This window comes from Streptomyces sp. AA4 (assembly GCF_000158875.1).
Taxonomy (GTDB): Bacteria; Actinomycetota; Actinomycetes; order Mycobacteriales; family Pseudonocardiaceae; genus Amycolatopsis.
In genome coordinates this window covers 82,483-108,892 of sequence record NZ_GG657748.1, presented here as the reverse complement: position 1 = coordinate 108,892, position 26,410 = coordinate 82,483, and the positions used below count along the sequence as shown (strand labels likewise).

General features: G+C 70.2%; 27 protein-coding genes. 10 read left to right on the top strand and 17 right to left on the bottom strand.

Going from position 1 to position 26,410, the window contains the following annotated elements; all coding sequences use genetic code 11:
* Positions 1-426: 426 nt before the first annotated feature.
* The 13 genes from SSMG_RS40785 to SSMG_RS40725 all read right to left on the bottom strand — a co-directional run bounded on the left by SSMG_RS40785 (position 427) and on the right by SSMG_RS40725 (position 12,468).
* Complete coding sequence (locus SSMG_RS40785) at positions 427-1,035, bottom strand: hypothetical protein (RefSeq protein ID WP_009086207.1); 609 nt, start codon at positions 1,033-1,035, stop codon at positions 427-429.
* Positions 1,036-1,144: 109 nt separating this feature from the next.
* On the bottom strand, positions 1,145-2,017 hold the full coding sequence (locus SSMG_RS40780) for a trypsin-like serine protease (RefSeq protein ID WP_009086205.1): 873 nt from the start codon (positions 2,015-2,017) through the stop codon (positions 1,145-1,147).
* Between the two features lie 157 nt (positions 2,018-2,174).
* Entirely contained in the window at positions 2,175-3,470 is a 1,296-nt protein-coding gene (locus SSMG_RS40775; RefSeq protein ID WP_009086203.1) for a cytochrome P450, read from the bottom strand.
* Positions 3,460-4,737, bottom strand: coding sequence for a cytochrome P450 (locus SSMG_RS40770; RefSeq protein ID WP_009086201.1), 1,278 nt, complete (start codon positions 4,735-4,737; stop codon positions 3,460-3,462). The genes SSMG_RS40775 and SSMG_RS40770 overlap by 11 nt, the downstream gene beginning before the upstream one ends.
* Positions 4,734-5,351, bottom strand: a complete 618-nt coding sequence (locus SSMG_RS40765) for an ATP/GTP-binding protein (protein ID WP_009086199.1) — start codon at positions 5,349-5,351, stop codon at positions 4,734-4,736. Before SSMG_RS40765 ends, SSMG_RS40770 begins: the two co-directional genes overlap by 4 nt.
* Positions 5,332-5,682 carry a DUF742 domain-containing protein gene (locus SSMG_RS40760; RefSeq protein ID WP_009086198.1) on the bottom strand — a complete coding sequence of 117 codons (351 nt, stop codon included), beginning with the start codon at positions 5,680-5,682 and terminating at the stop codon, positions 5,332-5,334. The genes SSMG_RS40765 and SSMG_RS40760 overlap by 20 nt, the downstream gene beginning before the upstream one ends.
* 3 nt (positions 5,683-5,685) lie before the next feature.
* Complete coding sequence (locus SSMG_RS45825; protein ID WP_009086196.1) at positions 5,686-6,147, bottom strand: roadblock/LC7 domain-containing protein; 462 nt, start codon at positions 6,145-6,147, stop codon at positions 5,686-5,688.
* Positions 6,144-7,451 carry an ATP-binding protein gene (locus SSMG_RS45820; RefSeq protein WP_158688151.1) on the bottom strand — a complete coding sequence of 436 codons (1,308 nt, stop codon included), beginning with the start codon at positions 7,449-7,451 and terminating at the stop codon, positions 6,144-6,146. Before SSMG_RS45820 ends, SSMG_RS45825 begins: the two co-directional genes overlap by 4 nt.
* A 187-nt stretch (positions 7,452-7,638) precedes the next feature.
* The gene (locus SSMG_RS40745; protein ID WP_009086193.1) at positions 7,639-8,484 is read right to left on the bottom strand and encodes an SAM-dependent methyltransferase; all 846 of its coding nucleotides are present in this window, start codon (positions 8,482-8,484) and stop codon (positions 7,639-7,641) included.
* Positions 8,481-9,641, bottom strand: coding sequence for a tetratricopeptide repeat protein (locus SSMG_RS40740; protein WP_050788550.1), 1,161 nt, complete (start codon positions 9,639-9,641; stop codon positions 8,481-8,483). The genes SSMG_RS40745 and SSMG_RS40740 overlap by 4 nt, the downstream gene beginning before the upstream one ends.
* A 249-nt stretch (positions 9,642-9,890) precedes the next feature.
* Positions 9,891-11,186, bottom strand: coding sequence for a lanthionine synthetase LanC family protein (locus SSMG_RS42825; protein ID WP_158688150.1), 1,296 nt, complete (start codon positions 11,184-11,186; stop codon positions 9,891-9,893).
* Between the two features lie 50 nt (positions 11,187-11,236).
* Complete coding sequence (locus tag SSMG_RS42820; RefSeq protein ID WP_050788548.1) at positions 11,237-11,869, bottom strand: bifunctional DNA primase/polymerase; 633 nt, start codon at positions 11,867-11,869, stop codon at positions 11,237-11,239.
* 149 nt (positions 11,870-12,018) lie between these two features.
* Positions 12,019-12,468: a hypothetical protein gene (locus SSMG_RS40725; protein WP_009086185.1), complete on the bottom strand. Its 450-nt coding sequence runs from the start codon at positions 12,466-12,468 to the stop codon at positions 12,019-12,021.
* A 651-nt stretch (positions 12,469-13,119) separates the two neighbouring features.
* On the opposite strand from SSMG_RS40725, the gene SSMG_RS40720 reads away from it, so the two are divergent.
* The 3 genes from SSMG_RS40720 to SSMG_RS40710 all read left to right on the top strand — a co-directional run bounded on the left by SSMG_RS40720 (position 13,120) and on the right by SSMG_RS40710 (position 16,918).
* Positions 13,120-14,274, top strand: coding sequence for a helix-turn-helix transcriptional regulator (locus tag SSMG_RS40720; protein WP_037719191.1), 1,155 nt, complete (start codon positions 13,120-13,122; stop codon positions 14,272-14,274).
* A 29-nt stretch (positions 14,275-14,303) separates the two neighbouring features.
* Complete coding sequence (locus SSMG_RS40715) at positions 14,304-15,047, top strand: 5-formyltetrahydrofolate cyclo-ligase (RefSeq protein ID WP_009086180.1); 744 nt, start codon at positions 14,304-14,306, stop codon at positions 15,045-15,047.
* Positions 15,048-15,592: 545 nt separating this feature from the next.
* On the top strand, positions 15,593-16,918 hold the full coding sequence (locus SSMG_RS40710) for a helix-turn-helix transcriptional regulator (protein WP_158688149.1): 1,326 nt from the start codon (positions 15,593-15,595) through the stop codon (positions 16,916-16,918).
* A gap of 10 nt (positions 16,919-16,928) precedes the next feature.
* Here SSMG_RS40710 and SSMG_RS40705 read toward each other — a convergent pair whose 3' ends face one another.
* The 3 genes from SSMG_RS40705 to SSMG_RS40700 all read right to left on the bottom strand — a co-directional run bounded on the left by SSMG_RS40705 (position 16,929) and on the right by SSMG_RS40700 (position 19,846).
* On the bottom strand, positions 16,929-17,576 hold the full coding sequence (locus tag SSMG_RS40705) for an HAD family hydrolase (protein WP_009086176.1): 648 nt from the start codon (positions 17,574-17,576) through the stop codon (positions 16,929-16,931).
* A gap of 356 nt (positions 17,577-17,932) precedes the next feature.
* Positions 17,933-18,139 (bottom strand): hypothetical protein, encoded by a 207-nt coding sequence (locus SSMG_RS45815; RefSeq protein ID WP_009086174.1) that lies wholly within the window; start codon positions 18,137-18,139, stop codon positions 17,933-17,935.
* Between the two features lie 237 nt (positions 18,140-18,376).
* A complete protein-coding gene (locus SSMG_RS40700) occupies positions 18,377-19,846 on the bottom strand; it encodes a helix-turn-helix domain-containing protein (protein WP_037719188.1) in 1,470 nt (489 codons plus the stop codon).
* A gap of 230 nt (positions 19,847-20,076) precedes the next feature.
* Here SSMG_RS40700 and SSMG_RS40695 point away from each other — a divergent pair, with 230 nt between their 5' ends.
* The 7 genes from SSMG_RS40695 (at position 20,077) to SSMG_RS40660 (ending at position 25,240) form a co-directional block, all read left to right on the top strand.
* Positions 20,077-20,322, top strand: coding sequence for a hypothetical protein (locus tag SSMG_RS40695; protein ID WP_009086170.1), 246 nt, complete (start codon positions 20,077-20,079; stop codon positions 20,320-20,322).
* 7 nt (positions 20,323-20,329) lie between these two features.
* Positions 20,330-20,671: a hypothetical protein gene (locus SSMG_RS40690; protein WP_009086168.1), complete on the top strand. Its 342-nt coding sequence runs from the start codon at positions 20,330-20,332 to the stop codon at positions 20,669-20,671.
* Positions 20,672-21,227: 556 nt separating this feature from the next.
* Positions 21,228-21,830 carry a bifunctional DNA primase/polymerase gene (locus tag SSMG_RS42815; RefSeq protein ID WP_234392919.1) on the top strand — a complete coding sequence of 201 codons (603 nt, stop codon included), beginning with the start codon at positions 21,228-21,230 and terminating at the stop codon, positions 21,828-21,830.
* 65 nt (positions 21,831-21,895) lie between these two features.
* Positions 21,896-22,048, top strand: coding sequence for an albusnodin family lasso peptide (locus SSMG_RS40675; protein ID WP_106430337.1), 153 nt, complete (start codon positions 21,896-21,898; stop codon positions 22,046-22,048).
* Between the two features lie 32 nt (positions 22,049-22,080).
* The gene (locus tag SSMG_RS44150; protein WP_078561253.1) at positions 22,081-23,901 is read left to right on the top strand and encodes an albusnodin/ikarugamycin family macrolactam cyclase; all 1,821 of its coding nucleotides are present in this window, start codon (positions 22,081-22,083) and stop codon (positions 23,899-23,901) included.
* Positions 23,898-24,653, top strand: a complete 756-nt coding sequence (locus SSMG_RS40665) for a lasso peptide biosynthesis B2 protein (RefSeq protein WP_009086158.1) — start codon at positions 23,898-23,900, stop codon at positions 24,651-24,653. The genes SSMG_RS44150 and SSMG_RS40665 overlap by 4 nt, the downstream gene beginning before the upstream one ends.
* Complete coding sequence (locus tag SSMG_RS40660; protein WP_009086157.1) at positions 24,650-25,240, top strand: GNAT family N-acetyltransferase; 591 nt, start codon at positions 24,650-24,652, stop codon at positions 25,238-25,240. Before SSMG_RS40665 ends, SSMG_RS40660 begins: the two co-directional genes overlap by 4 nt.
* A 311-nt stretch (positions 25,241-25,551) precedes the next feature.
* Here the strand turns inward: SSMG_RS40660 and SSMG_RS40655 are convergent, their stop codons facing one another.
* Positions 25,552-26,379: a sugar phosphate isomerase/epimerase gene (locus SSMG_RS40655; protein WP_009086155.1), complete on the bottom strand. Its 828-nt coding sequence runs from the start codon at positions 26,377-26,379 to the stop codon at positions 25,552-25,554.
* Positions 26,380-26,410 lie beyond the last annotated feature (31 nt).

Below are 26,410 nucleotides of genomic sequence, written 5' to 3'. Positions count from 1 at the left end.
CGCGCTTTCTCTTGTTGCAGCACGTGTTTCGGCCGAGAACGGGGCTGTTTCGGGTCACGTCCCGGCGGGACTGTCCGACGCGATGTCGGGGTTGTTCATTGCGGGCGCTGCGCGGCGGCCTTCGCCCGCCTGGCGCGTGACGACTCGTCTCACAGCGGACGGATCGACATCTCTGCTTCGATCGCCGGTGCTGCTGGCCTTCGCACGGCCGACATAGCGAATTCCTCGTCTGGGCGAGCCCGGCAGCGTCCATGAGGGACAGAGGCCCCGCAGCCGGGAAGGTTTGCGTCGGCGGCACTGCCACAGTCGTGTTCACCAGCGGCTGCCTCGGCGTCGGCGGGCATGCAGCGGTCGATCGCGTTTGGTGCGTCGGCCGGGGGTGAGCATGAGCGCGCTGTCCCGATCCGGGAGGCGAGTGAGGGGGCGTCATCGGCAGCCGAGGGCATCGAGGATGCGGCGGGTTTCGACGTTGGCCGGGGCGATGCCGCGGTCGGGCGGTTCGCTGCTGTCGGACGAGGGCGGGCGGGGGTTGATTCGGGTGAAGCGGATCTCGGGCCCGTGTTCCGGCTGGAGTGTGATGGTGCCGAGCCCGTATTTCGTCAGCAGCAGGGCGTCTTCGTCGTAGGCGGTGCCTTTGAGGCAGCCGTCGAAGTACGTGCCGATGCGGGTGGCCTCGTCGTGCCCGCGCTCCGGGAGTCCGACGGCGAGGAGACAGAGGGCAGGGACCAGCGGGACGAGGCCGTGCTCGAAAGCTGAGGTCGCGTCAATGCCTGGGCCGAGCCAGATCGCGAGCACCGTCCCGGCCGCTCCGCCGACGGTGGCCGTGACGTACGCCACCAGGACAGGGTCCGCGCTGCTCGGAGTGAGCGCGACCGCGCCGAGAGCGGACCAGCCGATCCACCCCACCGCGGTGATCCACTGCCCGGTGTCGAAAGGACCGTCGGTCTTGTCGCGGGGGCTGCGGCAGACGGAACGGAGTCGGCCGCGGCCGGTGAGGCGGCGCGCGGCCGCGCCCCAGGTGCTGCGGAGGAACATCGGAGTGACCTCGTTGCGGTGAAGGTGTTCGTGGCGATCGGGCGGGAGCGATGGCGCGGAAGGTGGCGGGCCGGGGCCGCGGGGATCGCGCGGTCCCGGCCCGCCGGTGTCAGCCGGCTTGCGCGGAATCGTGTTGCGCGGGGCCGTGGGTTGTGGCCGGTGCGGGGATTCGCCCGCGGGCCACGTCGAACATCCAGGCCCGGTAAGCCGCAGAGCTGGTGTACACGGTCGGTGCTTCACCGGGCAGCGGTTTCGAAGCCCGGCTGCAGATGCCGACCAGCATCGGCACCCCGTCCTCGTCGACGACGACGGCGGGGCCGCCGGAGTCGCCGGGGCCGGGACCGTCGGTGCCGTGCGGGTTGTTCGTGCAGATCTCGTTGCGGGTGATGCCCGCGTCGGCGCACTTCCACGCCGGGATCACCCGGGTGTCGAGCTGCTGCAACTGCGTGGGCAGCGGCCCGGAGCCGTCGGGATTCCACACGCCCCAGCCGTAGAGCCGGATGGCGGCGCCCGGCCGGGCTTCGCGCGGGGCGACTCGGATCGGCTGGATGTCGACCGGATTCTCCAGCCGCAGCATCGCGTTGTCGAGCATGGGATCGCTGCCCCACTTCCACCGGGGATCGACGACGACCTGCACCACGTTGCGGATTTCGCCGCCCTGGGTGCGGTCTTTAGACCCGACCTGGACGGAGAACTTCTTGTCCGCGGTGGGGATCGGGTCGCTTCCGCCCGGCTCGTCGGTGACGCAGTGCGCCGCCGTCGCGACCCAGCCGGGAAATACCAGCGCTCCGCCGCACGTGTGGTGGTCGACCACATTGTGCTTGATCGCGGTGTAGCGGATCGAGGCGACGTAGCCGGTGTCGCCGGTGGCCTTGGTGCCGCCGACGATGTGCGCGTGCGCGTCGGCCGAGGCGGTGTTCGCCCCGCACAGCGCGGACAGGGCGAACGCGACGCCGGCGAGCGCCGCGATGTTTCTCTTCATGGGTTCCTTTCTGTCGACAATGGACGGTTTCTGCCTTCCCTCTGCGGAAATCGTCGGTCCCGCAGCCGGGAAACTGGGGGGGTGCGGCGTGGCGTCGTGCTCGGCGGTCGCCGCAGGATCCAGGTGGGGCACCGGGGCGAAGCAGACTTGTGCGCCGTTACGTCGGTTGTCCGTCCGGACTGTCCAGTCGCACCGGAAGCCGGGCGGGGGAGTTGGCGAACAGCGACTGCAGCGGGGGCAGGGAGTCCGGTTCGTCGGCGAGGGCCAGGTGCGGGTACCGGTCGAACAGCGCCGCCAGGGCGACGGTTCCTTGCAGGCGTGCGAGGTGCGCGCCGAGGCACAGGTGCGGGCCGCCGCCGAAGGCGAGGTGTTTGGCCGGGGTGCGGTGCAGGTCGAAGGCGTCGGCGTCGGGGCCGTGGCGGTCGGTGTCGCGTCCGGCGCTGCTGTATCCGGCGAGGACGAGGTCGCCGGCGGGGATGGCGGTGCCGGCGATCGTGATGTCGGCCAGCGGGTACCGGGCGGGGAAGTTGCCGACGGGACCGGTGTGGCGCAACGATTCCTCGACGACGCGCGGCCACATGTCCGGGCCGCCGTCGCGGGCGGCGCGCAACTGGTCGGGGTGGGTCAGCAGAGCCAGGGATGCGTTCGCCAGGAGGCTCGCGGTGGTCTCGTGTCCGGCGGTGAGCAGGAGCCACAGGGTGTCGATCAGCTCGTCGACCGACAGCGGCTTGGTGTCCTCGCTTTTCGACGGCGTGTTCGTGTCCGCGGTGGGGTTGCAGAGGTCGATCAGCGCGGTGGTGAGGTCGTCGCCGGGTTCGTTGCGGCGCAGGGTGACGAGCCTGCGCAGGAGGTGGTGGCGGGTGTGCTGGATGTGGGTGGCTTCGCTTGCGGTGAGGGTGCTGTCGAACAGGCGCTGGACCAGGTCCGCGAGTAGCGGCCGCCAGTCGTCGGGGACGCCGACGAGGTCGCAGATGACGGTCAGCGGGACCTGGTCGGCGAAATGCGCGCGCAGGTCCACGATGCCGTCGGGGCCGGCGTGGCGGGGGAGGGTGTCGAGCAGTCCGGCGGCGACCGTCTGGATGCGGGGGCGCATGGCGGCGACGCGGGCGGGGGTGAAGACCTTGGCGACCGGGCGGCGTAAACGAAGGTGGTCGTCGCCGTCGGCGTAGACCATGTTGTCGACTTTGAACATGCCCAGCAGCGGCCAATCCGCGGGGACGCTGCCGTCGGCGAACGCGGCCCAGTTCCGCCAGTCCTTGCTGACCTCGGGGTGGGCGAGCAGTGCGGCGATCGCGTCGTGGCGGGTGATCAGCCATGCGGGTACGTCGCCGGGCAGCACGACGCGCACGACGGGCCCGGCCGCGCGCAGCCGGGCGGCTTCGCCGGCGCGGTCGGCGGCGGTCGGGTCGAGGCGGAACGGGCCGGGCGCGGTCGGTTGGGGGTCATGCGGCATGTCCGGGCTCCTGGCGGTCGGCGGTGCGGGTGGCGAGGACGGGCAGGTGCGCGGGGCCGCGCGTCCACGGGGAGGGCTGCAGAGTGATGCGGCGGGGCTCGATCGCGAGCCGCGCGTCGGGCAGCTGGTGCAGGGCGGTTTCGACCGCGGTGCGGGCGATGAGCCGTCCGGCGCGCTGGGCGGGGCAGGCGTGGTGCCCGACGCCCCAGGCGAAGTGGGCGCGGTTGCCGACCGCGGGCCAGTCCTCGCCGTCGCGGCGGATCTGCGGGTCGGCGTTGGCTGCGGCGAACGCGAGGATCAGCGGGTCGCCTTTCGCGATGTGCCGTCCGCCGATAACGGTGTCGCACAAGGCGTAGCGGGCGGGCATGTTGCACATCGGCGGGTCGAGCCACAGGACCTCGTCGAGCGCGTGGTCGATGCCGAGGCGCCCGCCGCGCACCCGGGCGGCGAACCGCTCGTCGGTGAGCAGGATGCGCAGGGTGTGCCCGATCCACACGGTGGTGGTCTCCCACCCGGCCGACATCATCAGCACCATCGACTGCACGATCTCCGCGTCGCCGCGCAGGTTGGGGTGCGCCAGGAACGCGGTGGTGAGATCGTCCTCGCCGGGGCGGGCGCGGTGCTCGGCGAGGACGCGGGCGAGGATGTCCTCGAGTTCCGCGTTGCCGGCCTGGGAGTCCTCGCCGGAGCCGAACAGCGCGATCAGGCAGCGCTGCAGGTCCTCGGACAGGTCGGGGTCGATGCCGAACAACCCGGCGACGGTCAGCATCGGGACCTGCCGGGCGTAGCCGGCGACCAAGTCGGCTTCGCCGGTGTCCGGGAGCCGGGCGAGGAGCCGTTCGCAGGTGGCGCGCACGATCCGGGCCATCCGCGGCTCGGAGAGCCCGGCGAGTCCCTGGACCAGCGGGGCGCGCAGCCGCGCATGCCTTTCGCCGTCGGCGAAATACGCGTTGTCGCGGGGGAACATCATCGGCGCGAGGCCGGAGTCTGCGGGAACGCCGCCCTCGGCGTACTGGCGCCACTGGGCGGGGTTGCGGGCGAAGCGCACGTCGTCGCGGGAGACGGTGCGGACGTGTTCGTAGTCCATCACCAGCCAGGCGGGCACGCCGTCGGCGAGAGCGACCGGGGCGATCGGCAGACCGTCCCAGCGGGCGCGCAGGGCGGCGTAGGCGGCCTGCGGATCGACGCAGACGGTGGTGTCGGTCAAGGGCCGCAAACCGGTGAGCTGGTCGAGCGGCACCTTGGGCGGGGCGAGCGGGTCGGTCATCGGGGGGATGCCTCCGGGCAGTCGTGGCGGGCGAGGGCATGGGCGACGACACGGCACAGCGCAGTGATCGAGGAGCGACGGTCGCGGGCGTCGCAGTGCCCGAGCGGGATCCGCGGGTTCAGGTCCAGCGCGGCGCGGATTTCTGCGTCGTCGTAGACGGGGGCGTCGGGGAAGTCGTTGACGGCGACGACATAGGGCAGGCCGCGGTCGTCGAGGTGGTCCAGCACGGGGAAGCACGCGTCGAGGCGGCGAACGTCGACCAGAACCACCGCGCCGATCGCGCCCAGGACCAGGTCGCCCCACATCGCCCGGAACCGGTCTTGGCCGGGGAGTCCGAACAGGTAGAGCACGATCCGGGCCTCGGGCAGGGTGATGCGGCCGAAGTCCAACGCGACGGTCGTGGTCGTTTTCGCCTCGACGCCCTCCAGCGGGTCGAGGTCCGCGCCGGCGGCGGTGAGGGGTTCCTCGGTGCGCAGCGGCGCGATCTCGCTGACGGCGCCGACCAGGGTGGTCTTGCCGACGGCGAACGGCCCGGCGACGAGGATCTTCGCCGTGCGCGTCACGTCGCGGGACAGGTGGATGTCCTCGTCCTGCTCAGAGCTTCTGGAGGCCACGCAGCACCTTTTTCATGAACTCGGGGTCGGGGCTGTCGAGCTGTGCCTGTGCGTGCACGGCCAGCAAGCCGTCGTCGAGGAGATCGCTGACGAGCACGCGCGCGACGGTGATCGGGATCCGCTGCCGGGCCGCGGCCTCGGCCAGCGACAGCGGGCGGCGCAGATCCGCCAGCAGCGCCCGTTTCTCGCTGACCGATCCGGTGTCGGCGCATCCGGCCTCGGTCGTGCACAGCACCGTGTCCGGCAGCACCCGTGCGCGGGTCGGGCGGGTCCGCCCGCCGGTCATCACGTAGGCCGCCACCGGGCGGGCGGGAGCACCGTCGTCGCGCACTGCTCAGCCTCGGGCGGGGGTGAACCAGGCGGCGTCGCCGGGCCGGGCGACGCGCTCGGCCATCGCGCTGGCGACGAGCGCAGCGCTGGCGCTGGCGGTGGTGAACACGGCCAGGCTCGCGAACAGGCTGCGCTCGTCGGGGGGCGCGGCGCTGCGGAGGAACATGCGGTGGCCCTCGGTGGCGCACATCCCGTCGCGGAACGGCTCGTCCGGCGCGCAGTCGCCCATTACGGCGCGGGAGGCGGACAAGATGGCGCAGCAGCCCGCCGCGCGCTTCTCCGCGGCATCCCGACCGAGGTCTCCGCGGTAGTCGCGCAGCATGCCGTCGGCGGTGAACACGACGGCGAAGAGCACGTGGGGCAACTGGACGAGCTCCTCGAGCATCCACGCGTCGCGACTGGCCGCCGTGGTGTCGTCGCCGGTCGCGGGCGTGGTTTCGTCGCGGGTCGATGCGGGGTCGGTCATGGCGTGTCCTCGGGAGTCGGCGCAGGGCGGGCGGGGTCGGAGGCGGCGGTGGCCGGCGGCGCGCCGTCGACCAGTTCGCCGTAGAACGCGGCGGCTTCGGCGGGGGACTGCGGACGGGGCGGGGTGCCGGCGGGCGTGCGGGCGGCGGGCTGGGCGGCCGGTGCGCTGCGCGAGCGCCGAGGGAGGCCGCCCGGGGTGGTCGGCACGGCCCGGCTTTCGGGGGCGGGAAGCGGAGCTTGCGGGACCAGGGTCGAGGGGGCGGGGTCGCGCCGCGGTCGCGGCGGTTCGGGCGGCTCGCACTCGGCGGCCGAGACGAGCAGATGACGCGGGACGGTCACCGCCGCGGCGAGGCCGCCCTGGACGGAACGGCCGAGGCGCACGGCGATGCCGTGCTCGTGGGCAAGGCGGCCGACTGCGGCCAGCCCGGTTTGGGGCGGCGTCCCGAGATCGGGCAGGCCGACCGGGACGCGGCCGGAGGCGCGGTCGTCGGCCCAGCGCAGCCGGTCGTCGCCGAGCCCGTTGCCGTCGTCGCGGACCTCGATCGCGTATCCGCAGTCGACCGGGGTGATCGTTACTGCCACCTTCGAGGACGGGGGCGAGGCTTGGGTCGCGTTGGCCAGCAGCGCGGCGACGATGTGGATGACCGGTTCGACCGCGTGCGCGACGACGGCCGTGTCGGCGGTGTCCGGGCCGGTGACGCGCTGGTACGCCTCGATGCGCCCGGTCGCGGCCCGTACGACGTCGGCCAGCGACAGCGGATGCTGCCACTGCTGTCCCAGCCATCCGTCCAGCAGCACCGCCAGCGATTGCGTGCGGTGCGCCTGCTGGGCGGCAAGGTGGGAGATCCGGTAGGCGATCTCGGCACGGCCGGCGTCGTCGAGATCGCCCGCGAGGAACAGCACCTCGGCCTGTTTGTGGATGCGGTGCGCCGCGTTCTGCCAGCTCGTCGCCAGTGCCAGTGCGCCGTCGCGGGCGGCGTCCGCGCGGTCGCGCACGTCGTCCAGCAGCCGTTCCACGAGCCCGGCCTTCGCGGAGGAGGCAGGGAACTCGCCCGGGTACGGCGGCTGCTCACCGTGCACGTACGCCTTGAGCTGTGCGATCACCGCGTCGACCAGGGCGGTGTCGGTGTCTGCCCGGTCCTGGGCTTCCGCGTCGGCCTGACGCCTCGCGTTGACCTCGCCGCGCAGCCGGATCACTTCTTCGCGCGTCTGGCGGGCCATTGCGGGAGACACCACGGGGGCGAGCCAGGACAGGGCGCGCACGGCGCGGCCGGCCAGGCCGCGTGCTGTTGTCGGAGTCTGCATGGTCACCTGATTCGTGAGTCGAGGGGATTCGGTCCTGGAAAGGACTGTCGAATGCGTGCGGGACGAGGCGGGGAAAGGCGGCGGTTCGAGGGGAGCGAACCGCTGCTGCCCCTCAGTAGGGCTGGGTCGTGCCGGTGCCGCGGGGGACCGTCGGGCCCGGGCCGATCCGGGCTGGGAAGCTGCGTGGTCATCGTTTGCGGGCGACTCCGACCGCGACGATGCGCTGGGCGACGGTGGGTTTGCCGAGCAGCGGGCCGTCGGGCCACCATTCGACCACCGGCACGACGCCGCCCGGTTTCTTCGGCCCGGTCGGGATCAGCTCCAGGTCGTGGAACAGGTCCTTGATCTCGGCGCGGGTGCGGGCGGAGACGTCTTTCATCGACCCGTTGCGGACCGACTCGAGCAGCCCTTGCACCACGTGGTCGTCCTCGGATCCGTCGTGGGGGTCGAGCAGGTGCGAAATCGCCACGTACGAACCGGACGGGAGCCGGTCGATGAATTCCTTCGTGACCTTGCCCGCCAGTTCGCGGTCGTCGGTGTGGTGGTGCAGGGCGAGCAGGAACAGCACCGCGATCGGCTCGTTCCAGTCGAGGTGCTCGTTGACCGTCGGGTGGTCGAGAATGCTGGGCGGGTCGAAGAAATCCGCTTCGAGGTACTCGGTGAATTCGTTTTCGTCGAGCAGCGCCCGCCCGTGGCTGGCCACCACCGGGTCGTAATCGACGTAGACGACCTTCGCCGTCGGATCCGCGCGCTGCACGATCTGGTGCACGTTCTCCGCGGTCGGCATCCCGGAACCGCAGTCGATGAACTGGCGGATCCTTGCGTGGTAGGCGAGAAACCGGCAGACCCGCGTCATCAGGTGCCGGTTGACCCGGGCGGTCTCCGCGATGTCCGGCATCACGCGGGCGGCTTCCCGCGCGACCTGCCGGTCGATCTCGTAATTGTCCTTCCCGCCCAGCAGATAGTCGTACACGCGGGCGGCGCTCGACTCGTTCGGGTTGACCCCCGGCGGAACGTTGAAGTAGTCGGTCATGACGCGTCGCTCCCGGACGCCGCACCGGTGCCGTCTGCGTCGTGGCGCCGGTCGAGGGCGTCGAGGGCCGCGCGGACCTGACTCTCGAAGTAGGGCGACCTCAACCGCCGCACGCCGGCGAGCGCCACTGTCAGTTCGTCGCGGGCCTGCTCGTGCTCGCCTCGCCGGGCGTGGATCTGGGCCAGCACGATGGTCGCCTTGGCGTACTGGGCGGGGTCGTCCTCGTGCAGGAAGACGGGGCCCGCTTCGCGCAGGTAGCGCACCGCGTCGTCGTCGCGTCCCAGTTCGATCATGACTTCCGCCATGCGTCGCCAGGCGAGAGCCTCGCCGCGCCGACGACCGATGTCGTGGTGTTTCGCGGCGCTGGCCTCGTACAGCGGCAGCGAGCCCTCGAGGTCCCCGCTGTCGCGGGCGGCGCGGGCCCGGTGCGAGAGCGCGGTGGCCTGGGTCGGGCCGTGCTGCTCGCGTTCGCCGATCTCGGCCGCCGCGGCGCGGTGGGCGGCGGCGGCGTCTTTCCATCCGGATTCGAGGCAGAGGAATTCGAGCTGGTGGTGCATCAGCGCTTCGATGATCGGCCGCTTGCACTGCCGGGCCGCGTGCAGGCCCGCGGTGAACAGCAGCAGGCCCCGTTCGTAGTCCCGGTAGTGCAGGAAGAAGCCCCAGGCCGCCTCGGCGATCTGCCACACGTCCTCGTGCCAGCCCTGTGCGGCGGCGGCGTCGGCGACGGCGTGGATGACGTCCTGGTCCCGGAGCCACCAGTCGAGCGCGTCCGCGCGGTCGGCGAAAACGCCCTGTGCCGCACCGAGTTCGGCCGCGTGCAGCGGACGGTGCGAGTGGATGAGCGCGCTCGCGGCGACGGCTTTGGCGCGGTGCCAGTCGGCATAGCGGCGCAGAAGGTGAAGGCGGCCGCCGTCGACGCGTTCCCGTGCGTGGTCGCGGACGAGATCGTGCTGAGCGACGGTGTCGCCGTTCAGTTGCACCAGGTTGGCCTCGACGAGCTCGTCCACAGCGTCGTCCAGGACTGCGGGCTGGACGTTGAGGGTGTGGGCGAGCGCGTCCAGCGCGACATGCGGTCCAGGCATGTCGGCACACGTCAGATGGACGAGTTTCGCGAGGTCGCTGGCGGCGGCGTAGGAGTCATCGAGAGCGTCGTGCACGGTTCCTCTGATCGTTGGGTTCTGCAGGCGGATGGCGTCCCGGCGCACGTCGCGTGCGGGACGCGCGCGCAATCTCGCCCCGGTGACAACGAGCATCAGCGGCAGCCCTGCGCACGCCGCGGCCAGCGCAGCCGCGACGTCCCGAAGCCTGTCGCGGCCGGTGTTACGGGCGAGCAGGTCGAGGGCGGAGGTGTCGGGAAGCGGTGCGACCGGGGGTGTTCCTTCCGGGCGGAGCGGGCTCGAGGGTGTTTACGGGCTGGACGGCTGCATGGACGGCGCGGCGCGAGCGCTCGCGGACGTGCGCGAACGCTGATCCTGCGGGCTTTTTCCGGGGGAGGGCCGGGCGGGGACGGCGCGGGAGGAAGCGCGGATCGTGGTGATGCCGAGCAAGCAGTCCCACTGGGCGGAATCGGTCGGCGGCAAGACCGTGCGGGCCTCGTTCGAGGCTTGGGACACCAGCACTCCGAGGGAGCCGTCGAGGAGGCCGCCGCGCACCGTGAGGGACTTGACGTCGTGGGTGATCGCGCGCATCGCCGCGGCGGCCCCCAGCAGGCGACAGGCGTCGTCGTCGCTTTCGTCGGCGGCCATGCGCAGGGCGATGAATTCGGCGCCCTGCGGGCCGTGGCACAGTCCGGGCCGGAAGAATTCCGGGAACTCCCACAGCAGGGCGGCGCGGGCCGCGGCGACGGCGGCGTCGCGCAGGTCGCGGTCGCCGAGGGCGATCCCGGCGAGCTGCACGCTGCGGGCGATGCCGAGCCCGCCGCACCAGCCCGGCACGAGCTGGCTGGCCTCGCGCAGGTGCAGCTCGGGTCGCGTGACGGGCTCGGGATCGGTCACGACCTCGGGCCACCAGGGGTCTCCGCGCTCGTCGGTCCGCAGATGCCGCCGGTACCACTCGGCCAGGGACTTGATCGCGACGTCCATGCCGGGCACGCGGACTCCGTCGCACCACGCGAGCGACAGCAGCGCCAGGATTCCCGCGCTCCCGTCGGGCAAGGTGAGGTCGGCGTGCCCGTGCGGCCATTCCTGCCGGTCGCTCAGGTCGGGGAGCGGGCTGTCGTCCACCCACCAGCCCGGCCGTCCTGTCCCGCCGAAGCCAGAGACCAGTTCGACGAGGTAGTCGAGCAGGTCTCGCAGCTGCGGCCCCGGGTCGGGCCTCTGCAGCAGGCACATGCCCAGCCCGGTCAACCCCTGTCGCAGGGAGAACTCCGCCCGCGCGGGGCGGGTCCCCGTCTGCAGGCGATCGCGGGCCGTCTTCAGCCGGGCTTGCACGATCGTGTCGACGCGAGCGTCGGCCGCATCGAGGCGCTGCCGGTACTCCTTCGCGAGGTGAGGGGCGTTGGTCGCGGCGATCCGCAGCACCGATGCGAACGCGGCCGCGCCGCAGAACGCCGACTCGCCCTCGCCCGGGACGTCGTTCGACAGCGTGGACGGAAGCCAGTCCAGCAGAGGGGGCAGGGCTCCGGCGAATCCCGGGGACTGACCGGCCCGGACCGCTACGTACAGTGCCGTGGCCAGCGGACTGTCGGCCAGCAGCGTGAGCACGCGCGGGTGCTCGAATCCCTCCCCGCCGGAGCCCGGGCAGCCGAGCCCCCTCACCGGTCCGCCCGCATTTCTGCCAGGGTGGCAAGGATTTCGCCGCAGACGCCCAGGGCATCGACGTCGTCCGGAGCGACGCGCCACGACACGCTGCCGAACCGAATCCGGCTGGGCGGAAGCGCAACGAGCGTGCCCGTCGGCATCAGTTCGACGCCGGCGGTTTCCGCCGTTTCCCTGTCCGCAGTGGTCGCGGCCTCAACGAGGAAGAAGGTTCCGTGCGGGGACAGCGCCGCCGGGCCCAGCGGCGGGCGCACGCCGAGAGCGGCGATCGCCCGGGACCCGAGATAGGTCGACGTGCGGATGACGTCGAAGTGCCGCCCGGTCGGCGCAAGGATCGTGGGCCGCCTGCCCCGCGACCACCATTCCCCGACGACGCGCCGATCAGTGGTCGCAGAGGACGGGTCCACCGCGGCCTCGCCGGGACGAAGCGACCCGTACTCGAAGGGATGCCACGTTGTCACTCCGTCGCACTCGGGGCCGGGAAGCACCGGCCAGCCGATTGCGGCGTAGCGCTCCGCAGCCTCGCGCAGCCGCAGACCGGGACTGCCTCCGGCCGACGGACGGGGCGTCGAGGCGACGGCCGCCAGAAAGTCGGCATCTGCGCGCGGGAACAGCGCGTCCTTCTCCAAGCCGCTTTCAGCTGCGCCGCAGTCCGGCCGAAGGTGTGCGAGAACGGCCATCACGTCCCTCTCAGTTATTGTCCGCACGCCAACTAACGTTTCGACAGATTGCGTTCCTGCGAGACCGTCAGGCCGGAATTCGCCTGGCGCCGCCTCGCTCAGCGTGGGCCCGGTGGCCCGGCCGACGGGGGAGGAGGCCGCTCGAGGTTGCCGGGCCTGTCCATACCCTCGCTGATCATGGTTGACCAGTTGGCTATGAGGCAGTCGATGGCCTGGTCATCGACGTCGGATCCGGTCTCCACCAGCAGGAACCACGCTGGGCAGTCCTCGTTGCCAGGCCTGGCGGTCCGCAGAAAGGTCCGGGCACGAGAGGGCACGCCGTGCAGTTCGGAGGGTGCGTCGGGGCCGAACTTGGACACCAGCTCCGGATCCCGTCGGAATTGGCCGTGGCAGATGGCGGTGTAGGCGGCCGCTTCGGAGTGGCCGATCCCGTTCCATGCCTGGAGAATGCCGTCGCTGGTGAACACGATGGCGAACGTGCACCCCGAGATGCCTACGAGGTCGGAGAGCACGCGCATGCTGTCGCCAGCCGAGGGAAGATCAGTCATCGCCGTTCCCCGCTGCGATCATTTGTCTGACTGCCGAAGTCCGCGAGATGTCGGCGTTGTGTCCCCCGACCGTGTCTCGAACGGCCTGATTCGCCGAGACGGCATCTCGCCTGCCGATTGCGGATGAGGTGTGGTCCAGCGCTTTCAGCAGGGTGCACTGCGCGCGAGGGGCGTGCCAGGTCCAGCCGTTCCACAGTCCGGGCCGGTTCGGTGCGCCGCTGAATCGCTTCAGCAAAGTCATTCCGCAGCGGCCGGCACGGCGACGAAACTCGTTTGTCGCGCAGACTGCAGCCGGGCCGCGTTGTGGAGTGGCGGGTGGCCGTGCCGCAGGAAACTGGCGCGCCGGTCAAACCGGGTTGCGGATCGAACACCGTGAGCACCTTCCCGCTTTCGTCGGATATGTGGCTGTCCGGAACCACCGACCGCTCCCGTTTCCCGCGGTGCGGTCGCGATGTCGGTGCCACGGCTTGGGTCATCGGAGTCAGTCGTCGAAGCACCCGGATGGCCTGCCGGAGATGACAATGCCGCTGCGCCGGATCCAGGACCAGGCAAAACGACCGGGAAAAAACCGGCAAGAAACCGGCAAAGTGAGCTGTGTTTACTCTGTTGGCCTGCAGTAATGTCGCGTATCCGAGGCGTGGGGAGGCGGCCGTGGAAGACAACGAATCGGAGCTGGCTCGCGCCCGCACCGAAGCGGGCCTGACCCAAGAGGATCTCGCCCGCTTGTTGCGGATGGATGTGAAGAGCGTCAGGAACTGGGAATCGGGCCGCAACAAGCCGCAGGCCAAGCGGCGTCACGAGATTGCCGAGCATCTGTCCGTTTCGCTGGCGGACCTCGAGGAACGCATCCGCAGGACAGCCGCCTCGAGAACCGCCCCGAGACCGAAGCCGCCTGGTGCTCTTGACGGCCAATCGCAAGCCGGTCAGCTCGCGGCGGAGACGCTGGCCCTCGAAGCCGCCTACGACGAAGCACCGTCCACGAATCTGCTCGGCCGAGCCACCAGGCACCTTGCGACTGTCGTCGTCGCGCGAGACGCGGCCTGTGGTGCAGAAGCTCGCCACGAGCTGTACTCGATCGAAGCGGATGCGGCGACGTTGATGGGACAACTGCTGTGGGACGCTTCTCAGCGTCGCGACTCCGCGACGTCACAAGGCTACTTCGACCAAGCAATCCGCGCAGCGGGCCAAGGCGGCAACATCGAGGCGGAAGCACATGCCACGCTGCGGAACAGCTACCTGCATCTCTACAGTTTCGAGAAAGATCCCGACGCCGGGCGTGCGCTGGCACAGCGCGCAGCCACGCTCGCCCAGCCCGTCAGCCCGGGATTGTGCGGGCTGGCGCTCCTGCACGTCGCCGAGGCGAACGCGATGCGCCAAGAGCGACGTGCGTGCGAGTCGGCGCTGGACGCGGCTCAATGGCAACTGAGCCAGGTGAACGATGCTGGGGTCGGCGGCGAGTACCTTTCGGAGTCCAAGATCGATCGCATGGCCGGTTCGTGTTACGTGTTCCTCGGCCTCCGCGAGCCTGCGGAACAGCATCTGGTCGCAGCGGCCGATGCGTTGGCGTCGAAAAGGAAATCCCAATCCATCGTTTTCGGGAACCTCGCGCTCGCCAGGGTGCGCGCGGGCGAGATCGACGGGGCAGTCGACGCCCTGAACAAGGCGATCGACACATTGGAGGTCACCCGAGGGGGCGGCGGGCTCAACGTCGCGTTCGGCGTAGGGCGGGAGCTGCGACCCTGGCGTCGGGAATCCTCCGTCGCGGCGGCAGGCGAACGGCTGTTCGCCCTCATGGCTGGAAGCTAGCCGCCAGGCCCCCGCGGTACAACGGAGACATGCAGATCGACGAAGCGAAACGTGCTGCCCGCGAGCGTGTCTGGGCGCTGCTCGACGCCGCGGCAGTTGACCCACGGGGCAGGAGCGCGGTCGGGAGCATCCCCTCCTTCGTGGGAGCAGAGGTCGCTGCTCAACGTCTGGCCGCGCTAGAGGCCTGGCGGGAAGCGCGGGTAGTGAAGTGCAACCCGGATCGAGCCCAGCTGCCGGTCCGGGAGACCGCCTTGCGGGACGGAAAAACCGTCTACATGGCCGTGCCCGCGATGGCCAAACCGGAACCGTTCTACGCACTCGACCCGGACACGGTCGGCCTCGATGCAGCACGGAGCAAATACGCCGCAGACGTCGCGCCGACTGTCGGCCCGGGACAGATGGAGCCGGTAGACCTCGTCGTCTGCGGAACAGTCGCCGTCGACCGCCGGGGCGTGCGAGTCGGAAAAGGAGCCGGCTACTCGGACTTAGAGGTCGCCCTTCTCGTCGAGGCCGGTCGGATTGGGCCGCAGACGACCATTGTCACCACGGTCCACCAGCTCCAAGTCGTGGATACCGATCTCCCTGAAACCGATCACGATTTCAGCGTCGACATCATCGTGACCCCGGAGCAGACCATTTTCTGCGATGCACGCCGTCGACCCACGGGGATCTCGTGGTCGCACCTGAGTCGCGAGAAAATCCGGGCCATCCCGGCGCTGTCTGCTCGTGCTGAAGCGCAGCGGCTGGGTGACCCGGCCGGGGACAAGCCCTGATCGAAACGCGCACTCGGCCGGCGCCCAGGTGCGGCTGGCCGATCGCGCGGAATCCTGTGCCGCGGCGCGCTTTGTCTCGACCTGGGCAATCAGTGGACCGCGTCCCCCAGGCTCAGTCGATCATGCCTGTGAAGGACAGCCCACGCTCACGGCCCCGAGATCTACGCGCAGGCCAACGCGCGGTGCAGGACCTGAGGGAAAGGCGGCCGGTGCTGCGCTCGGGGGCGAGCTCAAATGCGGCAACGAACGCATCGGGATCCGTGCCTGGACTGATCTGCGGCAGGTCGACGGTGGGAGCGGAGGAAGCCGCAGCGCTCGGAAACCCGGCCTGAGAGCCTCCGAGCCCGGCGTCGACCGGAGGAGTCGGACACGTCGGTTCGAAGGCTAGTGCCGTGACATTCCCCCGAGATCGGGATGAACCGGGGCTGCTGCGGCAGCTCCGGGCGGGAACGGCCCCGGAGTAGCGCGAGCAACCGGCAAGGGGAGCTGTGTTTACTCTGTTGGCCTGCAGTAATGTCGCGTATCCGAGGCGTGGGGAGGCGGCCGTGGAAGACAACGAATCGGAGCTGGCTCGCGCCCGCACCGAAGCGGGCCTGACCCAAGAGGATCTCGCCCGCTTGTTGCGGATGGATGTGAAGAGCGTCAGGAACTGGGAATCGGGCCGCAACAAGCCGCAGGCCAAGCGGCGTCACGAGATTGCCGAGCATCTGTCCGTTTCGCTGGCGGACCTCGAGGAACGCATCCGCAGGACAGCCGCCTCGAGAACCGCCCCGAGACCGAAGCCGCCTGGTGCTCTTGACGGCCAATCGCAAGCCGGTCAGCTCGCGGCGGAGACGCTGGCCCTCGAAGCCGCCTGCGGACAGGCGTACTACTACCGTCCGGCAGTGCCGCACACACCGGAAGCAGCTTATATCCGCGCTCGGATCCCGATCTTGCGCCGGGTTCTGGACTCCCACGACATCCCTGAGGACGGCCCAGTACGACCCGTCGACGAACTGAATTCTCTCGTGGCGGCAACCGTCGACAAACGGCTTCAATCCGACTACCGAGTTCTTGCTGCCGAGGTGCCGCCCCTTCTGTCTGAATTGCATCGCGGCTTCCTGAACTGCGCGAGGGCCGAAAAGAGTCGCTTCGCGCGGCTGCTCTTCCAGGTTTACCGCGCAGCCGACGCCGTGGCGGACAAATACGGATACTACGATTTGTCCGCGCGCATCATCGGCCTGTTGAGCACGGCGGCATCCGATGCCGAAGACGAACTGCTGGACGGAAGCGCTTCCTACGTGCGGGCAGAAATATTCTTCGCTTCAGAAGACCTGAGTGCCGGCCGACGGATGCTTGAACGGGCCGCCGACCGGATCGACCGCGCTGCTTCCGAAACTGCGGCGGCCACGTACGGGGCCTTGCACATGCGCGCCGCGGTGATGGCAGGTCGCGCGGGGGAAGCCCTCCGAGCCCGCGATCACATCGCGGAAGCTCAGGATGCCGCACGACGCGTGAACGAGGGAATCCACCTCGGAACAGCATTCGGGACGGCGTCTGTGCGTATCCACCATTTTTCTCTCGCGGCGGAGATCTGTGACATTAGTGCTGCCTTCCGCCTGGCAGCGGGGTGGCGGCCGGGCGCAAGCATGCCAGCCGAACGGCGGTCGCATTTCTACATCGACCTCGCGCGCGTTTACAACCTGGCGGATGAACGCGACAACACGATCGATGCCTTGCGTGCAGCCTTGCGGATCGCGCCGGAGCACGTACGAGCCCATCCCCAAGTCGGCGAAATGGTCGAGCAATTGCGTCGAACGACCCCGCGCGCATCGAACGATGCGATGAACAGCCTCGACCGCGAACTGTCTTCCGGAGCTCCGGATCGCTGACAGCGAGAACTCAGCGTTCGCCCCGGAGGAGATCGGGCAGTTCGGCGAGGCTTTCAAGCGTCCAATCGGCGTTGCGAACGACGACGGGGTCACTCGCCCACAGGTAGCCCCAGGGGCCGCGGCGAATCAGCGCCGGCCTCAGGCCAGCCGCCCGTGCGGGCACGATGTCGTTGTCTCGGTGATCGCCGACGTAAACGATCTCTCGGGGCTCGCCCGGGGCTAACTCGACGACTTTTTCGAAGAACAAAGGGTCGGGCTTGGCGGTGTTCCACTCGCCCGACGTCGCAATGGCGTCCACCGGCAGCGCCAGTTCACGCAGAAGCCGCGCCGCTTTCGCGGTCTGGTTTCCCGCGATGCCGACCCAGAACCCGGCGTTTCGCAGCGCCGAGAGCGCCGGTCGGACGTCGGGGTAGAGATCGGACTCCTCGATCTGCTCACCGCATCCAGCAGCTTCTCGGAGCTGGCGTTCGGCGTCCAAGTCGAATCCGGGGCGAAAAACCTGGAATGTCTCCGCGTTGTTTCGTCCGCTCGAGGTTACGGCACCCAGGACCGCCGAGAACGTGTGCCGCCTGACCCCGATCCAGTCTGCCCACGCGCCGAACTCTCGCGAATCGTCGAGCAAAGTCTCGCCGACATCGAACACTACCGACCGAATCACGCCGCTCCCGGTGTCTCCTCCAGCCTGGCCCCAAGCACCGTAGCCGACGAAACCTTCCCTCCACCACCCTCCCATGCGCCGACTCAGGACCGCCGCGCAGACAGGACACGTGCTCCTGCCTGCCAGCGTCCGGCCAACCGCCAGCCTCAGCGCTGCCGCAATCGACGGGCGACGTCGTCGATCGCGACGGCGAGAACCGTGGCGAGGTCCCCGGCAGCGGAGTGCGCGGTAAAGAAGAAAGCCCGTCCGGGTCGAGGGAGGCGCCGGACTGGCCGTTCCCGACCGTACGGCCCACGCTGCCGCGGGTGCGGTGGCGGCCGAAATCCACTCATCCAGACGCGATCATGCGATCCGGGTCAGGCGTCGCTCCACGGGTACGAGGCGCTAAATCGGTCGAAGGCCTCGTTCATGTCCTCGTCGCGGGTGGCTCCGTCTACGAGGATCGACGACCCAGTGACGAGTCCTGCCGCGTCGAGCACTCCGGCGACCGCGTGCACGATCGCCGCGTAGCGGGCGGGCGGCACACCGGGCGGAAGCCGCAGGCGAATCTCGCGGGATCTCATGTGCTCAACGCTGCCTGTAACCAAATGCCGACGCCACCCTCGCAAACGGGCAGGGACAGGACCTGGCGGCAGTCCGGGATCCGCCGGGCGCGGACCGGCGATGTCGGGCGATCCGGGATGCACGACCTCTGCGCGCGCTCAGAGATCGGGTAGGACCGGAACAGCCGATGAGCGAGGCGATGCGCGGTCGGTCCGCCGTGCTCGCGGCGTCAGCTGGCGGTCTTGATGGCTGGACATTTAGGGAAGCAGCTGGTCGCGGAAGCGCCAGGCGCGGTCCAGGATGCACGCTCCCGGTGAAGCCATCGGTTCGTCGGACAGGAGGCGTTTGATGGTGATCTCGTTGAAAGGAAGTCCGTCGGTGACTTTCGACGCTCCGGCCGCGGACATGAGAACCCCTTCGGGATTGACATCGACCGCGCCGCTGAACAGGGAGTCGAACGTTGCGCTGTCGAAAACGACGACCGTGAGGATTGTCGCGGTCAACGTGAGGGCGTCCATGCCCATCCCGAGACAATAAGCGGATACCGCGCCCTCGCGTATGCCGGCGGTGATGTGCGCGTAGAACGGCCACGAGCCGTAATCGATCGGTTCGGCTTGCGATCCGTCCCGTTCGGGCTCGCCGAGCACTTCTTCGGCGTATTCGCGGACGATGTTCTTCCAGAGATCGAAATCGTTTTCCCGATCGCGGGTCGCGATGGTCGACGGTTGGAATTCTCCGGCGGGGATCAGCCCGTAAATGCCGCCGGCGGTAGCGACTTTCTGCGGATCGCGCCAGTGCAGCAGAAAGGTGGGTTCGCCGGAATTGGAGCGGCGGATCGTCAGTGTCTCGATCGCGGGCATGAGCGCTCGCCGGGAGAGATCGAACGGGTTGCCGATCAGGCCCCGCAGCGGGAGTTCGGCCCAGTTGGCTTTCGGCGGGTCGGCCTGGCACGACGGCGACGCGGACAGTTCGTGCGCGATGGCCTCCGACACGTCGAGTTTGTCGAAGTAGCTTCCCAGAGTGAAGCGCATCGCGGGTCGCGGGTCGCGCAGGTTGCAGTCCAGCAGCCGGTAGCTTGAGCGGTTTTCGAAGAGCGCGGGCGGGTCGAGGTATTTGATCGCCGTGGTGTATCGGGTGAATCTGCGCCCGGGCGCTCGCAGCGGAAGAACTCCATGGGCTTCGGGCTCGGTTCCCGTCACAGGGACCGGCTCGACGCTGTCCGACCATTCCAACGAGATGTCGGAGAGGGGCAGGGGCGACGATGGCATCCATCGTTCCAAAGCGAGGAACGGAGCGTTGCCGATGCGCGCTTCGGCGTCATAGAGCGTGGCGGACGCCTGTGCCAGCTCTCCCCGATGCTTGTTCAGCCGTCGACGTGCATGTCTCCAGGCGTTCTGGCTCTCCTGCACCCCGTCCACTAGCCCGACCAGGGCCGTGTTGGCCGGTGGGGTCACGGGTTCAAGGATGCTGCGGGCGATCCCCAACTCCTCCGGATCGAGTTCGAGCTGGGACGCGATACGCAAAATCAGTTCGATGTCGAATACTTTCCGGTGCCCGCTTTCGATTTTGGAAAGGTAGGTCTGGTGTATTCCGAGGAGTTTCGCCAAGTCCGTCTGCGTCAGACCTCGTGAATTACGGTAGGCCGTCAGCGCCTCTGGCAGCAACGATGTGTTCAGTTTGAACTCCGCCGGGACTCGTGAAGACAGCCAGTCGTCGTCATTGTGCATCACGATCGTTCCCTCCGGTGCAGCTGACGTCGGCATCGACGCCGCGGCCGTGGCTGTTGGCCCCGTCTGCCAGTGATTATGCCTGGCTGTCTTATTCGCCGTCGCCGTGTGCCTACTGGGCATTGGACTCGGAGCGGGCGGCGCGCGAGGCTCGGGAGGAGCGGAGAGAGGATTGACGATGCCGGCACGAAAGCAGCAGCGTTGGTGCAGGGTGATGTCCGCTGCCCGGGGTGAGCACGTTGCAAGCGAGGCTCCCGTCGCTGGCGGGGTTCACGCCGGTCGTGGTCGCTTCGGTCTGGCTGCTGGGCCGGGTGCTGGCAGGCGCCCGCGCGCACGCGGCGGGTCCGCGTGTGCGGTTCGTGCCGACGCGGCCCGCCGAACCGGTCCGCCTCTGCGATCAGCCGGCCGCGGGCTGGCGCTGGTTCCGGCCGCGCTTTCCCTCGAGGCAGGCGCTCGCCGCTGCCGCCAGGGCGTAGCGCCCTGATGGGCCCCGACCTGGCGGACACCGTGCCCATCCGGCAGGTGAGGTGTCTGGTCGTCGCGGCGGACAGCCCGGTCGGCGGCGTGAGCGAGGCCGTCAACGACCTGACCTTGCACCTGCCCGAACCCGGAACGCAGAACATCTGCTCCACGTGCGGGACGCTCGTGTTCTGGCCGTGCCGGTTCTTCGCCGAGGCAGCGTACGCCGTGCGCCTGGACCTGCCGTCCGTGCCGCTCGCGGCGTTCGTCCCGCCGGACCTGCTGTCGCGGCTGCCTCCGCCCCGTTCACCCAACGAACCGGCGTGGCCGTCGAGCGCGCCGGAGGAGGGGCCTCACCGTGGATGACCCAACGAACGCGACACTGCACGCGGCGGTGGCGGCGCAACTCGACCGCTTCGAGATTCTTCTGGGTAAGGCCGACGACCGGTCGAGAGCGGCAGCGTCCGAGACGATGCTCGCCCAGTTGGTCGATGCGTGTCGGGCGCTGCTCGCCGCGCACGCGCCGGACGAGCGCGGCCGGTGCCGCGAATGCTCCACGCCATGGCTGTTCGTGTTCCGACGTTCGCGGTGCACGGTCTGGCGGACCGCGGGCCGGCATCTGATCTCCGAGTCCCCTGACCGGGCCGGGACCGGGCGCCACCGTGCGCGAGGCCTGCCGGTCACAGTGCGGCCTGACCGGCGGCTGGTGCCGCACCCTTCGCACCGACAGCTCACGTAGTGGCGGTCCGCCGCCGGTTGGCTGAGGGTTCGTCGACCCTGTTCCGGCCGGTGTCGGAGTCGCCACCCCCGGGTCCTCCACCGCCATCTCGGCAGCGGATTCCTGTTCATTTACCAAATGCCGTCCTGCATTGTGCCCCGAGGCTGCTGCGCGGACAAAACCTCTCCTCCGGAAGGACTTTCGATGACCGTTGGTGTGGGCGGTAGCCGTTCGCGCCGCTTGATGGGTGACCGCGGGGTCGGGCTGCGGGCGCTGCGCTCGGCTGCCGAGCGCTATGCGGCGCGGGGTTGGCCGGTGCTGCCGGGCCCGGTGTGCGACGGACTGACCGCCTGGCATCCGCTGACGTGCGCGCCGCTCGGTTCCCGCGAGCCGACGGTGCCGTCGTCCGAGGCCACCGTCGACCGCCGCGTCATCGCGCAATGGTGGTCCGGGCAGCGGCAAGCGATCCTCGCGCTGGTCGGCCCGCGCTTCGCTGTCCTGCGGACTCCGGTCAGCATCGGCGAGCAGGTGCTCGCCGCGTTCGACGGCGGCCGGCCGCTCGGCCCGGTGGCGCTGTGGCCGCACGGGGCATGGTTCTTCGTCGAACCCGGCTTCCGCGTGAACGACGGCCTCGCCCTCGCGCCCGGCGTCGAGGTCGTTCCGCCGGGGGACGTCGTCTGTCTTCCCCCGAGCAGGGTCGTCTCGGGAGTCGTGCGGTGGCGCGTTTCCCCGATGGAGCGCGATGCCCTGGGCGATAGCACGGCGATTCTGGCCAAGGTCGCCGAACTCTCCCTCGAATCCGCGTAGTTCCCGATCGAAGGCAGGGAGCGCGCGGTCGAAAACCTGTGAGCAAACGGAAAAAGGAGGACGAGATGGAGAACGTGCCGGAGAACGGGGCCGATCGGGCAGAGCGCGGCCGAGCGGTCGAGGAGCCGGTGTTGCTGGTCAGTCTCGGCGAGGTGTCCGCGGCGACCCAGGGCCTAGGCATGGGCCACTCGGAGGACAAGCGGCGGGCCTACAACTGATCCCTCGCGACGGCGGCAGGGAAGGGGAGGACATGCGCTGGTTCGGAGGTTTCGCGGTGTCGGCCGCGCCGCCGCGCGCCCCGGTGGGGCACGCGAGGATCTGGCCCACGGTGCCGGGATGCTGGACGTGCGGCCGGTGGGCAGGGCACGAGGTGCGTGCGGTCTGGTGCGGGCCGCGGTTCGTCGCGGTCGTCGGCGCCTGCGGGATCACCGCGGCCGAAGTGGCTCGGCTCGCCGAGCGCGGCGTGCCGGACGACGTGGCGTGGCGCTGGCCGGGCAGTTACACGACGGTCGAGGTCACCCGCACCGCGACTCGGGTCTGGACCGATCTCGGCGGCGCGTCGCCGATCTACACGGTTGCGGCGGACGGCGGGATCTATTGGGCGTCCAGTTCCCGTGCGCTGGCCGGACTCGCCGGAGCGCGGCCGGACGTGGACCGGCTCGCGGCTTGCCTGCTCGCGCCGTTCGTGCCGGTGCTGCTGGCCGAGCGGTCCGCGTTCGAGGGCGTCGCACTTGTCCCGCCTGGACACCGGCTCGCCATGGACGGTCACGGGGCGCGCGTGGACCGGGTGTGGCAGCCCAAGCCGCAGGCGGGTTCGCCTGCGGGGCGGCTGCGCAGGGAGTTGGCCTCGGCGACGAAGGTGCGCCTGGACGTTGCGACGTCGCTGACGTCGGACTTGTCCGGAGGGTTCGACTCCACCGCGCTGGCGCTGCTGGCCGCGAGCCAGGCGAAACCGGGGCAGGTCGTGACCGGGGTGACGGTGCATCCCGCCGGACGCGCCAGCGGCGGGGACCTGGACTACGCACGACTCGCCGCCCAGCACGCGGGTGTCGCGCATCGATTGCTGCCGTTGACCGGTGAGCACGCCCCCTACAGCGGGCTGCGGGAGGTTCGGGCGACCGACGAGCCTGCGCCTTCGACTGTCGCGCATGCCCGCTTCGCCGGGCAGTTGCGCTGGATCCGCGACACGATCGGCACCGACTGCCATCTCACCGGCGACGGCGGCGACAGCCTGCTGTGCACGCCGCCGATCATGCTCGCCGACCTCGTCGCGACCGGCCGTCGCCGGCGGGCCGTCGTCGAGACGATGCGGTGGGCACGGTTGCGGCGGCTGCCCGCGTGGCCCCTGCTGGCCGCCGCGCGCCGGACCGCGCGCACCAGTCGCGCCGACGCGCTGGCGGCCTTGGCGAGAGGGCTCCGCATCGGCGGGTCCTCGACGACGCAGGACGGCCATATCGGTTGGCACGCCACGGAGCCGGTGCCTCCGTGGGCGACGGCCGACGCGCGCGGCCGCGCCTCCGCCATGGCGGACCGGGCGGCCACGCGAGCTGTCGACGTTCCTGCCGGGATGTTCGCCACGACGCTGACTGCCGAGGGCATGGCCGAGGTCGGCCGGTCCGCCCGCGCCGACATCCAGCTTGCCGAACACGTCGGCGTGGCGTTGGCGAACCCGTTCACCGACTCCTGCGTCGTCGACGCCTGCCTGTCGGTCCCGCTGGGAGAACGTCCTGGCCCGGCCAGCTACAAGCCCGTGCTGGCCGCTGCCATGGGCAGCCTGTTTCCTCCACGGCTGGCAGCTCGGACCACGAAGGGCGACTTCACCCCGGACCACTACGGCGGCATGCGCGCCAACCTGCCCGCCCTGCACGATCTCGCCGACGGCCGGCTCGCTGCCCTCGGCCTCGTCGATCCGGACGCGCTGCGCCGCAGCCTGACGCTGACCGCGGCCGGGCTTCCGGCGCCGTTCTCGACCGTCGAGCCCGCCGTCGCCGCCGAAGTCTGGCTGCGCGCCCTCGACCGCGAGCCCCCTATCGCGTGGACAGCGTCCGGCACGGCGAAAAGAGCAGGATGAGTCCCCGTTACCTCACCGCCCCCGCACACGTCCGAGCCGTTGACGTCGGTCCCTCCACGGTGATCGTGAACTACCGGACCGGCCGGGCGGAGACCCTGATCGGCCCGGCCGCACGATGGTGGGCCGAACTCGCCGCCAGCGGCGATCCGGCCGCGACGACCGCGCTGGACGAGGCCTCTGCGCGCACGCTGCGCGGCCAGCTTCTCGACGCCGGTTTGCTCGCGCCCTCGCCGCGCCCGGAACCCTGGTCGCCTCCGCCGAACGGACCCGCGTGGGAGGCGAGCTGGGGCACCCAGGAACTCGCCGCCGGACGACCCGAACCGGTTCCCGTGCCGCTGGCCGCCACCGTGCTCGCCGGGACGGCGCTGGCCCTCGTGCTCGCCGTCCTGGCAGCCGGTCCCCGCCGGGGTCGCGTGGCCCGGCTCAGCCGGCTGCTGACCGTGGCGGCGCGGCGCACCGCCCGCCCGGCCACCGTTGAAGACGCCCGCCGGGCCGTGCACGCAGTCCGCAAGGCAGGGCTGCTCGCGCCGGGGCGGGTGGCGTGCCTGGAGGAATCCGCGGCGGTACTGATGCTGCTGGCCGTGTCGCGCCGACGGGTGACGTGGTGCCACGGCGCGGCGGCCGACCCCGTCCGGCTGCACGCCTGGGTGGAGACTGACGATCGGGAACGGATCGCGGAACCGCCGTCGACCGCGCGGTTCGCAGTGCTGCGCACCATCCCGGCGCGCGACAACGGAGGGAAGAAACGATGAACGAACCGCACATCTGGCTCCGCGGTGAACGAGCCGGGATCGGCCCGTTCAGCGAAGACCTCGTCGACCTGTACTGGGACTGGGAGCAAGACCCCGGCACGCTCGTCGGCTACGGCCGCCAAACCCCCGACTCGCTCGCGAACCGGCGCGAAGGATTCCAGCACCAGGCCCGCGGCACCGACGACCAGCTCCGCTTCACCGTCTACGACATCACCACGACCCCGCCGACCCCGGCCGGCACCGCCGCGGTGCTGATCGACCACCACGTCCGCACCGGCGAATTCATCATCCAGCTCGGCCCGGACCACCGCGGCAAAGGACTGGGAACCGACGCCGCGCGGCTCACCCTGGACTATGCCTTCCACATCACCAACCTGCGCTGCGTGTACCTCTCCGTGCTCTCCCCGAACAAAGCCGCCATCACCGCCTACGAACACGCCGGATTCCGCGTCATCGGGGAGAAACGCAACTCCGGATACTGGCTCGGCCAACCCGCCAACGAAACGCTGATGGACGCAGTGCCTGAAGACTTCCCCAGCCCCTCCGCCGTGCGGCAGCTTGTCGACCCCGGATCCTTCGGCGAATAGCGGCCTCCCGAGACGACAACGGGCACATCGACCGAAGGACTCGCTGCAACGGTCGCGACACGCGACGTGGGCCCATAGCCGAACCGCTCGCCTGCGACAACCGAGCCCGGCAACCGACTGCCAAATACGCGCCACTGCGGGCGCGAAGACCCGGCGGACAATTCTCTTGTCCTCCTCGACCGCATTGCCTCGCCAACGAACTTTCCACGTGCGCGAAAACCCCGCGATCTGCCGGGGTTTTTCGATGTTGTCCCGGCCGATATCGACGCCGAGGCCGTGCATCAGGATCAGTTGGGCGTGGTCGGGACGGGTCATGCCGCTGCGCGGTGGGAGAGCACGAAAGCGCGGGCCTCGGAGACGTCGTCGGGTTCGGCGTCGTGGATGACGACGGGCACCCGGCGCGGGAGCCGGGACCACCGGCGGAAGACACGATCGAAATCGACGAGTCCGCTGCCGAGCGTGCCGGCTGGGTGGGAGTCTCTGGCGTGGACGGCCACGATGTGCGGGCCGAGGAGGTCGAAGGCTTCGTCGATGATCTCGGCTTGGCGGTCGACGTTGTCGGGGGCGATGAGGTTGCCGGGGTCGAGGATGATGCCGACTCCGTCGCCGACGTCGTGCAGGAGGCGATGGGCAGCCGCGGCGGTGCCGATGACTGTGCCGGGATCGAGCTCGATCCCGAGCACGATCCGGGCTTCGCGCGCGGCGGGGAGCAGCAGCCGCAGTTCGTCCACCAGGTCGGCGTAGGCATCGGGTTCGGAGTTGCCGGGATGCCAGGCCCATTTGTCGTCGGGGTTGCGGCTTCCCGCGCAGAGGCTGACCATCCCCGCGCCGAGCGCCGGAGCCCGGCGTATCAGGACCGTGGCCTCGGCGGCGGCGCGGCACCGGCGAGCGCGGTCGGGGTCGACCATGTTGTAGGTCGCGGACATGCTGGGGATGAGAACCCGGGCGCGGTCGAAGGCGGCGCGGAGGGCGGCCGAGCTCGGCGCGTCGAGCCGGGCGAGGCCCACGCTGGCGAGGTTGAGATGGGTCTGGACCACGCCGCGCGAGGCGATCTCCGCCGCGAGGAGGGACGGGTCGGTCGCCGGCGGCCAAGTCCGGCTGACCACCGCGAGGTCGCGCTCGGCGAGAACGTGCGGCATTGCGATGTCTCCCAACGAAAAGACCGGACGT

What these genes read in the sequence shown, in the direction of transcription:
- SSMG_RS40785 (WP_009086207.1), bottom strand. Translation starts at nt 1,035, where the DNA reads ATGTTCCTCCGCAGCACCTGGGGCGCGGCCGCGCGCCGCCTCACCGGC.
- SSMG_RS40780 (WP_009086205.1), bottom strand. Translation starts at nt 2,017, where the DNA reads ATGAAGAGAAACATCGCGGCGCTCGCCGGCGTCGCGTTCGCCCTGTCC.
- SSMG_RS40775 (WP_009086203.1), bottom strand. Translation starts at nt 3,470, where the DNA reads ATGCCGCATGACCCCCAACCGACCGCGCCCGGCCCGTTCCGCCTCGAC.
- SSMG_RS40770 (WP_009086201.1), bottom strand. Translation starts at nt 4,737, where the DNA reads ATGACCGACCCGCTCGCCCCGCCCAAGGTGCCGCTCGACCAGCTCACC.
- SSMG_RS45825 (WP_009086196.1), bottom strand. Translation starts at nt 6,147, where the DNA reads ATGACCGACCCCGCATCGACCCGCGACGAAACCACGCCCGCGACCGGC.
- SSMG_RS45820 (WP_158688151.1), bottom strand. Translation starts at nt 7,451, where the DNA reads ATGCAGACTCCGACAACAGCACGCGGCCTGGCCGGCCGCGCCGTGCGC.
- SSMG_RS40745 (WP_009086193.1), bottom strand. Translation starts at nt 8,484, where the DNA reads ATGACCGACTACTTCAACGTTCCGCCGGGGGTCAACCCGAACGAGTCG.
- SSMG_RS40725 (WP_009086185.1), bottom strand. Translation starts at nt 12,468, where the DNA reads ATGACTGATCTTCCCTCGGCTGGCGACAGCATGCGCGTGCTCTCCGAC.
- SSMG_RS40715 (WP_009086180.1), top strand. Translation starts at nt 14,304, where the DNA reads ATGCAGATCGACGAAGCGAAACGTGCTGCCCGCGAGCGTGTCTGGGCG.
- SSMG_RS45815 (WP_009086174.1), bottom strand. Translation starts at nt 18,139, where the DNA reads ATGAGATCCCGCGAGATTCGCCTGCGGCTTCCGCCCGGTGTGCCGCCC.
- SSMG_RS40700 (WP_037719188.1), bottom strand. Translation starts at nt 19,846, where the DNA reads ATGCACAATGACGACGACTGGCTGTCTTCACGAGTCCCGGCGGAGTTC.
- SSMG_RS40690 (WP_009086168.1), top strand. Translation starts at nt 20,330, where the DNA reads ATGGGCCCCGACCTGGCGGACACCGTGCCCATCCGGCAGGTGAGGTGT.
- SSMG_RS42815 (WP_234392919.1), top strand. Translation starts at nt 21,228, where the DNA reads ATGACCGTTGGTGTGGGCGGTAGCCGTTCGCGCCGCTTGATGGGTGAC.
- SSMG_RS40675 (WP_106430337.1), top strand. Translation starts at nt 21,896, where the DNA reads ATGGAGAACGTGCCGGAGAACGGGGCCGATCGGGCAGAGCGCGGCCGA.
- SSMG_RS44150 (WP_078561253.1), top strand. Translation starts at nt 22,081, where the DNA reads ATGCGCTGGTTCGGAGGTTTCGCGGTGTCGGCCGCGCCGCCGCGCGCC.
- SSMG_RS40665 (WP_009086158.1), top strand. Translation starts at nt 23,898, where the DNA reads ATGAGTCCCCGTTACCTCACCGCCCCCGCACACGTCCGAGCCGTTGAC.
- SSMG_RS40660 (WP_009086157.1), top strand. Translation starts at nt 24,650, where the DNA reads ATGAACGAACCGCACATCTGGCTCCGCGGTGAACGAGCCGGGATCGGC.
- SSMG_RS40655 (WP_009086155.1), bottom strand. Translation starts at nt 26,379, where the DNA reads ATGCCGCACGTTCTCGCCGAGCGCGACCTCGCGGTGGTCAGCCGGACT.